Genomic DNA, 13,264 nt, shown 5'->3' on the forward strand with positions numbered 1-13,264 from the left:
ACAAGCGGATTGTCCGGCTTGTTCACAAGCTTTCCCGCACTTTTGTCCAGGAATATCCACAGTCATGCAGTCCGTTCATCGCTCATCTGCCCTTAACTGGGAGATCTTCTGTCAGGTTGTGGATAATTTTGGGGATATTGGCGTCTGCTGGCGGCTCGCACGCGATCTCGCGGCTCGGACGGGATCTCAGGTCCGCTTGTGGGTGGACGATTGGACGGTGCTGACGCGCATCTGTCCCGAGGCACGAACGCTCGATCCGCAGCAGGGGGGACGGGTTGCCGGTGTCGACTTGCGGCAGTGGACGGATCCGTTCCCGCGGGTGGCGCCGGCCGATGTCGTGATCGAGGCGTTCGCCTGCGAGATCCCGGAGGCGCACCTGCAGGCAATGGCGGCGCGAACGCCGGTGCCGGTGTGGATCAATCTCGAGTACCTGTCGGCCGAGGACTGGGTGGCCGGTTGTCATGCGCTGGCATCGCCGCATCCGCGCCTGCCGCTGGTGAAGCACTTCTTCTTTCCCGGTTTCGACGAAGGCACGGGGGGCCTGCTGCGCGAGCCGGACCTGCTCGCGCGCCGCGATGCCTTCCGCGCCGATTCGGCCGGGCGGGGCGACTGGCTCGCGCGCCGCGGCGTGCTTGCCGGCCATGACGAGACCTGCGTGTCGCTGTTCGCCTACGAACAGGCCCGGCTGCCCGGCCTCATCCGCCTCTGGACGCAGGGGGCGCAGCGACTGCATGTGCTGGTTCCCGAAGGGCGGGTGCTGGGCGATGTCGAACGTGCGCTGGGGCGCACCGCGCTGAAGGTCGGCGATTGCATTCACGAAGGCAGTCTGAGCGTGCATGTGCTGCCCTTCACCGACCAGGATGGCTACGACGAGCTGCTGTGGGCCTGCGACCTGAACTTCGTGCGCGGTGAGGATTCCTTCGTGCGCGCACAGTGGGCCGGCGTGCCCTGCGTGTGGCAGATCTATCCGCAGGACGAGGATGCGCACTTCGACAAGCTCGAGGCCTTCATGGCCCGCTACCTTGCCGGTGCGGCCCTGCCCGAGGCGGAAGCGTTCGGCGCCTTCTGGCGCGCCTGGAACGGACGCGGTGACCCGGCGGCCGCCTGGCCGGCCTTCGCCGCCGCGCTGCCCGGACTGCAGCGTCGTGCCGCGCGCTGGTGCGACGACCTGGCGCGACAATCGGATCTTGTTTCACGCTTGACAGGATTCTGTTCCCACATTCCGGCCGTCGCGGGGTAGAATCCCGCGCCTAATTTTCAAAGACATGCGGCTCTCGCCGCGTCGATTTCATTCAGGAAACAGCATGAAAACCGCTCAGGAACTCCGCTCCGGCAACGTCATCATGGTCGGTAGCGACCCGCTGGTGGTGCAGAAGGCCGAATACAACAAGTCCGGCCGCAACGCCGCGGTCGTCAAGATGAAGCTCAAGAACCTGCTGACCGGCGCGCCCTCCGAATCGGTCTACAAGGCTGACGACAAGTTCGAAGTGGTCGTGCTCGACCGCAAGGAAGTGACCTACTCCTACTTCGCCGATCCGATGTACGTGTTCATGGACGCCGACTACGAGCAGTACGAAGTCGAAGCCGAGAACATGACCGACGCGCTGAAGTACCTCGAAGACGGCCTGCAGTGCGAAGTCGTGTTCTACAACGGCAAGGCCATCTCGGTCGAACTGCCGAACAGCGTCGTGCGCGAAGTCGTCTACACCGAGCCTGCCGTCAAGGGCGACACCTCGGGCAAGGTCATGAAGCCGGCCAAGATCTCCACGGGCTTCGAGCTGCCGGTGCCGGCCTTCGTCGAAATCGGTGACAAGATCGAGATCGACACCCGTACCGACGAGTACAAGAACCGCGTCAAGTAATCGACGTCGTTCTGCAAGCGAAAGGGCCCGCGTGGCCCTTTTGTTTTCTTGAGCGTCGAACCAGGCGTGCCGTGTGTTGTCTTCCTTGGCACAATCCTGTCGTTCCTCGTCAACTCACCGTCATCGCCGCCATGAAGCCCCTGATTGTCACCCTCGCCGGCCCGATCCTGATGCTGCTTGCCGCCTGTGCGCCCGAGGCCCCCGCGGAGAAAGCGGAGAAGGCGGCAAGCGAAGCGGCCGAGGCCGCGCGCGAGGCGCTCGACAAGGCGGGCGAGGCGGTGAAGAAGCTCGGCGAGTCCGGTAGCGCGGCCGCCCAGGCGGTGGTCGAGTCCGCCACCGAGAAGGTGAAGGAAGGCGCAGAAGTGGCCGAAGAGGCGGTGCGCGAGAATTCGGACGTCGCCCGCGAAGTCACCGATGCGGGCGTGCGTGACGCCAAGGAGGCTGCCGAAGCCGCGGCCCAGCGGATCGCCGACGCGACGCGCGGCGCGGCGCAACGCCTGAAGGAAGCCGGCCAGGGCGCGCTCGGCAGCGTGCGTCCGCGCGAGGATGGCGCACCGGTCGAGGACGCCACGGTCGAGGCGGCGACGGAACCGAAACCCGACGCCGTGAAGTGAGTCCGGCTCCGCCGGGCTGGCGATGTCGCTCCGGCCGCAATGGTCGATGTCGGTGCCTGATCCCCACCCGCAGGGGAACCTTTCACCCCCGGGCATGAGTCGGATGCCGGTCCGCGCCTAGAATGGCGTCTTGTGTCCGAGCTTTCCGTCCCATGTCCGCCTCTGCAACCCGCTACACCCCGGTCGATGCGCCCGCTTCGATCGCCGACGCCATCCGCATCCGCGGTGCGCGCCAGAACAACCTGCGCAATCTCTCGCTCGATTTGCCGCTGAACCGCCTGACGGTGGTGACCGGCGTATCGGGCTCGGGCAAGTCCTCTCTGGTGTTCGACACCCTGTACGCCGAGGGCCAGCGGCGCTACGTCGAGACCTTCTCGCCCTACGCGCGCCAGTTCCTCGATCGCATGGATAAACCGCAGGTGGATCGCATCGAGGGCGTGCCGCCGGCGATCGCGATCGACCAGACCAACCCGGTGCGCACCTCGCGCTCGACGGTGGGCACGATGACCGAGCTCGCCGACCACTTCAAGCTGCTGTACGCGCGCGCCGCGCACCTGCACTGCCGCTGCTGTGGCAAGCCGGTGCGGCGGGATTCGGCGGTCAGCATCGCTGCCGAGCTGCGCGCGCGCGCGGCCGCCGAGGGCGATCCGCGCCTGGTGGTGTGCTTTCCGGTGCCGGTGCCGTCCAACTTCAGCGAAGCGGAGGTGACCGGCCTGCTCAACGCGCAGGGCTACACCCGCATCCAGGAACGCATCGCCAGTGCCGGCCCCGAGGGGCAGGACGTGCTGCAGGTGGTGCAGGACCGCTTTCGCGCCTCGAACGCCGAGGATGCGCGTCTGGCCGAGGCGCTGGAGTCGGCCCTGCATCGCGGTCATGGCCGGCTGTCGGTGTATGCGTCGGGCGAGGGCGTGAGGGCTGAGACAAGGAATGGGACGGGGACGCCGGGCGAGGCGGTGTGGCGCTATTCGTCCGGCCTGCATTGCGCGGACTGCGACATCCATTATTCGGAGGCGACACCCGGCCTGTTCTCGTTCAACTCGCCGATCGGCGCCTGCGAGACCTGCCGCGGTTTCGGGCGCGTGATCGGGGTCGATTTCGGCCTGGTGGTGCCGGACGAGTCAAAGACCCTGGCCGAAGGCGCGGTGAAGCCCTGGCAGACCGAGAGCTACCGCGAGTGCCAGGCCGACCTCGAGAAGATGGCGAAGAAATACGGCGTGGCGATGGACATCCCGGTGCGAGACCTGCCATCCGAGCATCGTCACTGGCTGTTCGAGGGCGACCCGAAATGGAAGAACTGGGACAGCTCGTGGCCGCGCTACTGGTACGGCGTGCGCCACTTCTTCGACTGGCTGGAGACCAAGGCCTACAAGATGCACATCCGCGTGCTGCTGTCGCGCTACCGCAGCTATACGGAGTGCCCGGCCTGCCATGGCGCGAGGCTCAAGCCCGATGCGCTGCTGTGGCGGCTGCCCGTGGGTGACAAAGGCATCGCGATCCACGAGCTGATGGCAATGCCGGTCGATCGCATCCGCGAGGCCGTCGCCGCGCTGCAGATCCCCGGCCAAGCTGAGAAGCTGAGTGACGAAGCCACCGAGCTGGTGCTGGGCGAGATCCGCAGCCGGCTGACCTATCTCGCCGACGTCGGCCTCGGCTACCTGACGCTGGATCGCCAGTCGCGCACGCTGTCGGGTGGCGAGGTGCAGCGCATCAACCTGACCACGGCGCTGGGCACCTCGCTGGTGAATACGCTGTTCGTGCTCGACGAGCCCTCGATCGGCCTGCACCCGCGCGACATCGGCCGCATCCTCGGCGTGATGACGCGGCTGCGCGACGCCGGCAACACGCTGGTGGTGGTGGAGCACGACCCGCAGGTGATGGTCGCTGCCGACGAGCTGCTGGAGATCGGCCCCGGCCCGGGCGAGCGCGGCGGCAACATCGTCGCGCGCGGCACGCCGGCCGAGATCACGGCGAATCCGGACTCGGTGACCGGTCCGTGGCTGGCAGGCAGGAAGCGCATCGACATCGACCGTCCGCCGCGGCCGGTCGATGACGCCACGCCGCGCCTGACCCTGGTCGGCGCGCGCCAGCATAACCTGCGTGACCTCACGGTCGGTTTTCCGCTGCAGCGCATGACCTGCCTGACCGGCGTGTCCGGCTCGGGCAAATCGACGCTAATTCAGGATGTGCTGTACCCGGCGCTGGCCAAGCATTTCGGCGAGGCGACCGAATCGCCTGGGGTGTTCGATCGTCTCGAGAATGTGGATAACTTGCGTGGCGTGGTCATGGTGGACCAGTCGCCGATCGGCAAGAGTTCGCGGTCCAACCCGGTCAGCTACGTCGGCGCGTGGGACCCGATCCGCAACCTGTTCGCCGCCCTGCCGGAGGCGAAGCAGCGGGGTTACTCCCCCGGCACCTTCAGCTTCAACGCCGGTCACGGCCGTTGCCCGACCTGCACCGGTTCGGGCTTCGAGCATGTGGAGATGCAGTTCCTGTCCGATGTCTGGTTGCGCTGCCCGGACTGCGACGGCAAGCGTTACCGGCCGGAAGTGCTTGAATTGAAATGGAACGGGCTGTCGGTGGCCGACGTGCTCGAGCTGACCGTGCATGAAGCGCTCGACGTTTTCCGCGAGCATCCCAAGGCGATTGCCGCACTCGCACCACTGGCCGATGTCGGCCTCGACTACCTGCGCCTTGGCCAGCCGGTGCCGACCCTGTCGGGTGGCGAGGCGCAGCGTCTCAAGCTTGCCGGGCATCTTGCCGAGGCGTCGCAGAAGAAGACTGTACGCAAAGCCAGGGTTGTGGATAACTTTGTTGAAAATTCCGGGAGCACGTCTGAGCCGGGGCTGCTGTTCCTGTTCGACGAACCCACCACCGGCTTGCATTTCGAGGATGTCGCGACGCTGCTCGGTGCCTTCGACAAGCTGCTGCAGGCGGGGCATTCGCTGATCGTCATCGAGCACAACCTCGACGTGATCGCTGCGTCCGACTGGATCATCGACCTCGGCCCCGAGGGCGGCGACGGCGGCGGCGCGATCGTGGTCGAGGGGCCGCCCGAGGTGGTGCGCACTCATGTCGCATCGCATACGGGCGCCGCGTTGCGCGACTACGCCGAGGCACTGGAGAAGACGCGCATGGCGCCGCTGATCGCGGCCGAACCGCGGGTGGAATACCGCCCGGTCGCCGCGCCGGCGATCGCTGGGTCCGTCATTGAAATCCGCCATGCGCGCGAGCACAACCTCAAGAACGTCAGCCTGCAGATTCCGCGCGACCAGTTCACCGTGATCACCGGTCTGTCGGGTTCGGGCAAATCCACGCTGGCCTTCGACATCGTGTTCGGCGAGGGCCAGCGCCGCTACCTGGAGTCGCTCAACGCCTACGCGCGCCAGTTCGTCCAGCCGGCCAGCCGGCCGGACGTGGACGGCCTGTTCGGTATCCCGCCCACGGTGGCGATCGAGCAGCGCACCAGCCGCGGCGGGCGCAAGAGCACGGTGGCGACGCTGACCGAGATCCACCCCTTCCTGCGCCTGATGTACGTGAAGCTCGGCACGCAGTTCTGCCCGGACTGCAACGTGCCGGTGACGCCGCAGAGCTTCGAGGCCATCGTCGCGCAGATCCAGCGCGAGCTGCGCGGTGCCTCGGTCGAAGTGCTCGCGCCGCTGGTGGTCAACCGCAAGGGCCTGTACACCGACCTCGCCAAGTGGGCGCGCGGCAAGGGCCACACCCAACTGCGCGTCGATGGCGACTACCTGCCCACCGCCAAGTGGCCGCGGCTGGACCGCTACAAGGAACACAACATCGAGCTGCCCACCGGCATGGTGGTGGTGCAGCCGGAGCATGAGTCCACGCTGCGCGAGTTCGTGCGTCAGGCGCTGGAGATCGGCAAGGGCGTGATCAAGGTGCTGGAGATCGGCAAGCTCGGCGCGGCGCCGATCACCTTCTCCACCCTGCGCGCCTGCCCGAGTTGCGGCACCGGCTTCCCCGAGCCCGATCCGCGCCTGTTCTCGTACAACGCCAAGCATGGCTGGTGCCCGAAGTGCTACGGCACCGGGCTGAAGACCGCGGCACGCATCGAGGACCCGAACGCGCTCGACCTCGGCGACGCGGAGGAGATCATCGTCAGCGACGAGCTCTGCCCCGCCTGCGACGGTGCGCGCCTCAACCCGGTGGCGCGCGCGGTGCGTTTCCGCGCGCTCGGCCTGCATCAGCTTGCGGCGCAGCCTGTGGATAAGGCGGCCGGCTTCTTCGCCGATCTGGCGCTCAGCGAGCGCGAAACCGACATCGCGCGCGATCTCGTCAGCGAGATCCGTGGCCGGCTGGCCTTCCTGCAGCACGTGGGCTTGGGCTACCTGGCGCTGGACCGTGCCGCGCCCACGCTGTCGGGCGGCGAGGCGCAGCGCATCCGTCTGGCGGCGCAGCTCGGTTCCAACCTGCGCGGCGTGTGCTACATCCTCGACGAACCGACCATCGGCCTGCACCCGCGCGACAACCGCCTGCTGCTCGACACCCTTGAAGCGCTGCGCGACCGTGGCAACACGCTGCTGGTGGTCGAGCACGACGAGGACACCATCCGCCGCGCCGACCACGTCATCGACCTCGGCCCCGGCGCCGGCGTGCGCGGCGGCCGGGTGGTGGCCGAAGGCCGCATCGACGACCTGCTGGCGGCGCCCGAATCCGCCACCGGCGAATGCTTCCGCCATCCGTTGCAGCACCCGCTACGTCCGCGCCGCGCGGTGGCGGACGATCACCCCGCGATCCGCATCGAAGGCGCCAGCCTGCACAACTTGCGTGACGTCGGCGTGCGCATTCCGCTCGCGCGCCTCACCGTGGTGACCGGCGTGTCCGGCTCGGGCAAGTCCAGCCTGGCACGCGACGTGATCCACGCCAACCTGCGCGCCCGCCTGGGCGACCCCGAGGCCACCCGCGCCCGCCGCCGCGGCCAGGCGCAGCCGGAGGAGGTCGACCAGGCGCTGGTCGGCTGCAAGGGCCTCCACGGCTGGCAGCAGGTCGGCCGCGTGCTGGAAGTCGACCAGACTCCGATCGGCAAGACGCCGCGCTCCTGCCCGGCGACCTACGTCGGCTTCTGGGACGCGATCCGCAAGCTCTTTGCCGACACCTTCGACGCCCGCACCCGCGGCTGGAACGCCTCGCGCTTCTCCTTCAACACCGGCGCCGGGCGCTGCCCGGTGTGCGACGGCGCAGGCCAGACCACCGTCGAGATGAACTTCCTGCCGGATGTGAAGACGCCGTGCGAGGCCTGCGGCGGCGCGCGCTTCAACCCCGAGACGCTGTCGGTGCGCTGGAAGGAGAGGACCGTGGCCGAGGTGCTGGCGATGCCGGTGGACGAGGCGGTGGACTTCTTCTCCGCCCATCCCGCGATCGCCCACCCGCTGCAGCTGCTGCAGGACGTCGGCCTCGGCTACCTGACCCTGGGCCAGCCCAGTCCGACGCTGTCGGGTGGCGAGGCGCAGCGCATCAAGCTCGTGACCGAACTCGCCAAGGTGCGGCGCCGCCCCGGCGACGCGGAGGACACCGGCGGCGTGCCGCTGCCGGCCGACAAGCACAGCCTGTACGTGCTCGACGAGCCTACCGTCGGCCTGCACATGGCCGACGTGGACAAGCTGATCCGCGTGCTGCATCGCCTTGCCGATGCCGGCCACACGGTGCTGGTGATCGAGCACGACCTCGACGTGATGGCCGAGGCCGACTGGCTGATCGACCTGGGGCCGGAAGGCGGCGACGGTGGCGGACGGGTGGTGGCCGAAGGTCCGCCGGAGCTGGCGATGGCAACGGCGGAATCCCATACCGGGCGGCATCTGCGCGAGTTCCTGGCCCAGCGCAGGGCAGGATGATGCAGTGCAGCGGAACCCCGGCCGCTGTGTCCGGGTCATCTATGCGGCATGCCGCCGTTCGGCGGCGGGCGGCGGTCGCAATCATCTTTCGTGGGCGGGTGCCGTCAGGAAACCCGCGTTGTGGATCAATACAGGAATGCAGGAATGAGCACGCGAACGATAAAGGTGTGGGATCTGCCCACGCGCATTTTCCACTGGCTGCTGGCCATACTGGTGGTCGCCGCCTTCGTCACGGGCTGGCTGGGCGGCAACCTCATCGAATGGCACGGCCGTGCCGGCATCGCCATCACCGGCCTGCTGGCGTTCCGTCTCGTGTGGGGTTTCATCGGCTCGACCTACGCCCGTTTTGCCGACTTCGTGCCCGGCCCCGCCCATATCTGGGCGCACATCCGGGGTGAATGGAACGGTCTGGGCCACAATCCTTTCGGCGCCCTGTCGGTACTCGCCCTGCTGGGCATCCTGATCTTCCAGGCGGTGAGCGGGCTGGTGTCGAACGACGACATCGCCTTCGAGGGACCGCTGTACGCGCTGGTCAGCAAGGACACCAGCGACTGGCTCAGCAGTCTGCACCGGCTGAACTTCTGGGTGATCATCGCCTTGGTGGCGGCGCACGTGGGCGCCATCCTGTATTACCTGCATGCGAAGAAGGACAACCTGGTGAAGCCGATGATCGTCGGTACCAAGGAGGTCTCCGACCCGGATGCCCGGGCCGCGCAGGGCGGCGGTGTGCTGGCTTTCGTGGTTGCACTCGCGATTGCGCTCGCGGTGGTCTGGGCTGCCAACGGGGGTTTGCTGCCGCCGCCGCCACCGCCCGCGCCAGCCGAAGCGACGCCCGCCTGGTAAGCGCGGACGGCACGGTCGCCGTGGCGGCGGCGGTCGTGCCCCCCGGCCTTCAGGTGCGGCGCGCGCGGCTCAGCGTTCCCATCGGGAGTTCGCCGAACAACTCGCGGTAGTAGCGCGAGAACAGGCTCATGTGCCAGAAGCCCCACTTGGCGGCGACGTTGGCGATGGTGACGATCTGCTCCGGCGCGCTCTGCAACTGGGCGCGCACCCGGTGCAGGCGGATGTTGCGCATGTAGGTCACCGGGGTGATGCCCAGCACGCGGATGAAGGCATGGTTGAGCGTGCGCCGGCTCACCCGCAACTGTTCGCACAGCTCGCCGATCGTGGGCGGGTAGCCGGGGTTGGCCAGGGTCGCCTCGCGTACGCGATTGACGATGTAGCGGTGGATGCGGTGCTCGTGGTGCTTGGAGCCGTCCGAACGGCCGCGGGCCAGTACCTGCACGCAGGACGCGAGCAGTTCGTCCTCGAAGTGGCGCCACGCCTGATCGTTTCCGTCATCGCCGGGCAGGTGCTCCGCGAATCGCTGCAGGCCGCCCAGCACCGCCGATTTCAGGCGAGCCGAGATCTCCGCCGAGACACTTTCCGCGGGCTTCAGCGACTCCAGCAGTTTGCGCAGGTTCATGCATTCGACGCGTTCTGCGTAGCACTCGAGGCACTCCGCGGGAATGACGGCGGCGGCGATCTCCGAGCGTCTGGAGGTCCGGAACAGCAGCTCGCTGTTCTTGTCGAGCGTCAGCACGGACTGGGCGTTGATCGGCAGCAGGCCCCAGCTGGCTTCGCCCTCGACGACGGTCGGGAAGCCGATGACATAGCTGTCCGGCGGTGCGCTGGCCACTTCATCGACCGAGCGATTCATTGCTTCGCGGAACAGCTGCAGCCCTTGCCGGGACACGCTGGTGACTGCGCCGGTGAATTCACCCTTGCACAACTGCGTGTAGTCCTGTGACCAGAACGGCAGTGCATCCGCCTGTTCGAGCACATCGCTCGTCGTTCGCCGAACGACCATGAAGTCGCCGCGCGGGGTCGGCACCCGGCCGGCGAAGCTCTCGTTGAGATTCAATTCAACTCCTCCTCCGCATCCCTGTTCTCGTCGATGCGCACTTGAGCGGCATCGGCGGACATGGCTTTATCGTTTGAGTCTCCTCGACCTGCAGGTACCCGTGGGCCTGCTGCTGGCAAGGGCGGCGTCTTGTTCGCGCCGTGATCCCACTGCCACGCATGCAACATAAGCCAGATGCGTAGGCGCGGGATAGCAAGAATCAGCAACAGACCCTGCCCGACCGGGTTCACCGGCCGGGTCATGCCGAATATTGCTACGAGTGTCCGGGGTGCCCTCCTAACCTGAACCTGCACGATCAACCAGCGGGCCTCGGAGCCCGAACAGGAGGGGACAATGAACTCAAGCCCGGGTGCGGCTCGCTATGACGAGCCGGCATATCAGGATGACGGCACCGCCTGCATTCCAGACCAGCAGCGCTTCGCCCAGTCGCAGTCTGCAGCGGCACGCAGCCTGTGGATGCTATTGGCGGCGGCCGCCGGCGTGGCAGCGGGTTCTGCACTCGCGACACAGTTCCCGGTGGGCGGGTCGCTGACGCTGATTCTAGCGGTGCTTGCGCTGGTCGGCGGCCTGCTGTCGACGTGGTCGCCCTGCGGCTATTCCAGCTTGAGCCTGCTGCGTCCGGCGGGCCGCTACTCGGCAGCCTCGGTCCTGCGCTGGACGCCGACCTTCATCGCCCATGCCATCGGCTACGCCGTCGGCGCGCTGGTTCTCGGTTCCATGCTCGGCCTGGTCGGCGGCATCGCCCTGGGCGCGCTTCCGCTCGAGTATTCGGCAATCGGCCTTGCGGTGCTCGCGATCGCCTACGGGGTTCATCAGTTCGGCTTCCTGAAGATGCCGTATCCGCAGCGCCGGGCCCAGGTGCCGCACGATGCGCGTTTCCGCTTCCGTCCCTCGGTCATCGGGCTGCTCTACGGCTATGCGCTGGGGATGAACTACCTCACTTACGTGCAGACGCCGATGCTCTACATCGCCACCGGTGCGGCGCTTGCCAGCGGCAGCGTGGGGTCGGCCATCGCGATCATCGCCCTGTTCAACGTCGGCCGCTGCCTGCCGGTCGCGATCAATTTCCTGCCGGTCACCGACCAGGGGGTCCAGGCCTGGCTCGCGCGCTGGCAAGAGCGTGCGGTCGAGGTGGATGGCTTCGTTCTGATCGCACTCGGTTCGGCCGCGCTCGCCTTGTTGCTCGGCTGAAACGGTTCCACGCGCCGTCGCGGTGCGATCCAGCGCGGCGCAAGCACGAGAACCAGAAATCAACAGGAGACAAAATGAACAAGAAGCTTTCGACCGGCGCCCGACGCGGGCGCCTGGACATCTTGCTCGGCGGCGTGGCCTCCACGGCGCTGATCCTGGGGGCGGCTTCGGTTTCGGCGCAGGTGCCGGAACAGCTCGGCGCGGAGGCCACGGCGCAACTGCAGGAAGAGTCCGTGATCCTGTCCGCGCCGCCCAGCGATTCGAAGCGCGTGTATGTGCTGGATCCGGGCCATTTCAACGCGACCTCGACCGTCTACACGATCGATGGCAAGTCGTCTTCCCTGCTCGGCATGACCGATGCGGGCAAGCTGCCGCATGTGATGCTGGCCAGCGACGGCGGCTTCTTCGCGGTGGCGAACACGGTGTATTCGCGCATTTCGCGCGGCACGCGCAATGACTACGTCGAGCTGATCGACAGCCGCACGCACGACGTGCTGGCCGATATCGACATTCCGGAAGGCCGCTTCCTGACCGGTGTGCTCGAACGTCTTGCGGCGATGTCGACCGACGACAAGCACCTCCTGTTCCAGCAGTTCTCGCCGTCGCCGGCGGTGGGACTGGTCGATCTGGAGAAGAAGTCCTTCGTCAAGATGATGGAAGTGCCGGACTGCTACCACCTGTTCCCGGTGCCCAAGCAGCAGTTCTTCATGCACTGCCGCGACGGTTCGCTGCTGCAGGTCGGCTACGACGGTACGGGAAACACCACGCAGAAATCGACCAAGGTGTTCCATGCCGAGAACGAGTACCTGCTGAACAACCCCTTCTATTCCAACGCGAGCGGACGTCTGGCGTGGCCGACCTACGAAGGCCGCATCTTCCAGGCGAAGCTGTCGGCGTCGGGCGCCGAGTTCCTGCCGCCCATCGAGGTATTCACCGAACAGGAGAAGGCAGCCAAGTGGCGTCCGGGGGGCTGGCAGACCATCACCTATCACACGGGCAGCAACGAGCTCTATCTGCTCGCCGACCAGCGTGAGAAGTGGACGCACAAGCTGCCGAGCCGTTTCGTGTTCGTGGTGGATGGCGCGACCGGCAAGCGACTGCGCCGGATCGACCTGAATCACGAGATCGACTCGATCGCGGTGAGCCAGGATGCCGAGCCGCTGCTGTATGCGGTGTCGGCGACCGACAAGGCGCTCTACACCTACGACGCCCGCAGCGGCAAGGCGGTCGGCACGGTAGATGAGCTCGGCAGGGCGCCGATCCTGATCGTCACGCCGGACAGGTGACGCGCGATGAACTGGCTATCCAACCCTGCCGTGCTGGTGTTCGCCAAGATGTTCCTGGCGCTCGTTCTGGTTGCCGCCGCCGTTCCCAAGCTGCGGCATCCCGACGAGTTCCTGGGCGTGGTCGCCAACTACCGCATCCTGCCCTCGGCCCTGGTGGCACCGTTCGCGGCCTTGCTGCCCTGGATCGAGCTGGCATGTGCGGCAGCGCTGTTCATCCCGGCGACGAGCGTGCTCGCCGCCGGCGTGGCAGCCGGACTGTGTGCGTCCTTCGCCCTGGCGCTGGCCATCAACATCGCCCGCGGTCGTACCCATATCGACTGCGGCTGCCTGCGCCGGCCGGCCAGCAAGAGCCGGATCGGCAGCTTCCACGTCGCACGCGCCCTCGGTCTCGTCGGCATCGCGCTGTTCATCGCGGGCACCGGCAAGGCCACCGGCGAAGCGTCGTTCGGCAGTCTGACGCTGGGTGTGGTGGCGGCCCTGATGCTCGTGCTGATCTATCTGGTGGCCGATCTCATGACCGGTCTGCCGGATGCACGTGCACGCAAGCACTGACAACAAA

Annotated in this window: 10 protein-coding genes; 8 read left to right on the top strand and 2 right to left on the bottom strand. The window is 67.2% G+C overall.

The window, feature by feature from the left end; translation table 11 throughout:
- Positions 1-64 precede the first annotated feature (64 nt).
- From earP to AC731_RS14460, 5 genes are all read left to right on the top strand, one after another.
- Complete coding sequence (gene earP, locus AC731_RS14440; protein ID WP_048707083.1) at positions 65-1,240, top strand: elongation factor P maturation arginine rhamnosyltransferase EarP; 1,176 nt, start codon at positions 65-67, stop codon at positions 1,238-1,240.
- Positions 1,241-1,304: 64 nt separating this feature from the next.
- Positions 1,305-1,862: an elongation factor P gene (gene efp / locus AC731_RS14445; RefSeq protein WP_004263495.1), complete on the top strand. Its 558-nt coding sequence runs from the start codon at positions 1,305-1,307 to the stop codon at positions 1,860-1,862.
- A gap of 131 nt (positions 1,863-1,993) precedes the next feature.
- On the top strand, positions 1,994-2,476 hold the full coding sequence (locus AC731_RS14450; protein WP_048707085.1) for a hypothetical protein: 483 nt from the start codon (positions 1,994-1,996) through the stop codon (positions 2,474-2,476).
- Between the two features lie 152 nt (positions 2,477-2,628).
- On the top strand, positions 2,629-8,325 hold the full coding sequence (gene uvrA, locus AC731_RS14455; protein WP_048707088.1) for an excinuclease ABC subunit UvrA: 5,697 nt from the start codon (positions 2,629-2,631) through the stop codon (positions 8,323-8,325).
- A gap of 144 nt (positions 8,326-8,469) precedes the next feature.
- A complete protein-coding gene (locus tag AC731_RS14460; protein WP_048707090.1) occupies positions 8,470-9,168 on the top strand; it encodes a cytochrome b/b6 domain-containing protein in 699 nt (232 codons plus the stop codon).
- Positions 9,169-9,217: 49 nt separating this feature from the next.
- Here the strand turns inward: AC731_RS14460 and AC731_RS14465 are convergent, their stop codons facing one another.
- Together AC731_RS14465 and AC731_RS19940 are read right to left on the bottom strand one after the other, a co-directional pair.
- Entirely contained in the window at positions 9,218-10,228 is a 1,011-nt protein-coding gene (locus tag AC731_RS14465; protein WP_004263514.1) for a helix-turn-helix domain-containing protein, read from the bottom strand.
- Positions 10,225-10,470, bottom strand: a complete 246-nt coding sequence (locus AC731_RS19940; protein WP_156480722.1) for a hypothetical protein — start codon at positions 10,468-10,470, stop codon at positions 10,225-10,227. The genes AC731_RS14465 and AC731_RS19940 overlap by 4 nt, the downstream gene beginning before the upstream one ends.
- Before the next feature lie 91 nt (positions 10,471-10,561).
- On the opposite strand from AC731_RS19940, the gene AC731_RS14470 reads away from it, so the two are divergent.
- The 3 genes from AC731_RS14470 to AC731_RS14480 all read left to right on the top strand — a co-directional run bounded on the left by AC731_RS14470 (position 10,562) and on the right by AC731_RS14480 (position 13,257).
- Positions 10,562-11,419 carry a methylamine utilization protein MauF gene (locus AC731_RS14470; protein ID WP_048707092.1) on the top strand — a complete coding sequence of 286 codons (858 nt, stop codon included), beginning with the start codon at positions 10,562-10,564 and terminating at the stop codon, positions 11,417-11,419.
- Positions 11,420-11,493: 74 nt separating this feature from the next.
- On the top strand, positions 11,494-12,705 hold the full coding sequence (gene mauB / locus AC731_RS14475) for a methylamine dehydrogenase (amicyanin) large subunit (RefSeq protein WP_048707096.1): 1,212 nt from the start codon (positions 11,494-11,496) through the stop codon (positions 12,703-12,705).
- A 6-nt stretch (positions 12,706-12,711) separates the two neighbouring features.
- Entirely contained in the window at positions 12,712-13,257 is a 546-nt protein-coding gene (locus AC731_RS14480; protein WP_004263525.1) for a MauE/DoxX family redox-associated membrane protein, read from the top strand.
- The last annotated feature ends 7 nt before the right edge of the window (positions 13,258-13,264 follow it).

This window comes from Thauera humireducens (genome assembly GCF_001051995.2).
In the GTDB taxonomy this organism is placed as follows: domain Bacteria; phylum Pseudomonadota; class Gammaproteobacteria; order Burkholderiales; family Rhodocyclaceae; genus Thauera; species Thauera humireducens.

Excerpts from the sequence above, each read along its gene's own strand:
- earP (WP_048707083.1), top strand. The coding sequence starts at position 65 with ATGCAGTCCGTTCATCGCTCATCTGCCCTTAACTGGGAGATCTTCTGT.
- efp (WP_004263495.1), top strand. The coding sequence starts at position 1,305 with ATGAAAACCGCTCAGGAACTCCGCTCCGGCAACGTCATCATGGTCGGT.
- AC731_RS14450 (WP_048707085.1), top strand. The coding sequence starts at position 1,994 with ATGAAGCCCCTGATTGTCACCCTCGCCGGCCCGATCCTGATGCTGCTT.
- uvrA (WP_048707088.1), top strand. The coding sequence starts at position 2,629 with ATGTCCGCCTCTGCAACCCGCTACACCCCGGTCGATGCGCCCGCTTCG.
- AC731_RS14460 (WP_048707090.1), top strand. The coding sequence starts at position 8,470 with ATGAGCACGCGAACGATAAAGGTGTGGGATCTGCCCACGCGCATTTTC.
- AC731_RS19940 (WP_156480722.1), bottom strand. The coding sequence starts at position 10,470 with ATGACCCGGCCGGTGAACCCGGTCGGGCAGGGTCTGTTGCTGATTCTT.
- AC731_RS14470 (WP_048707092.1), top strand. The coding sequence starts at position 10,562 with ATGAACTCAAGCCCGGGTGCGGCTCGCTATGACGAGCCGGCATATCAG.
- mauB (WP_048707096.1), top strand. The coding sequence starts at position 11,494 with ATGAACAAGAAGCTTTCGACCGGCGCCCGACGCGGGCGCCTGGACATC.
- AC731_RS14480 (WP_004263525.1), top strand. The coding sequence starts at position 12,712 with ATGAACTGGCTATCCAACCCTGCCGTGCTGGTGTTCGCCAAGATGTTC.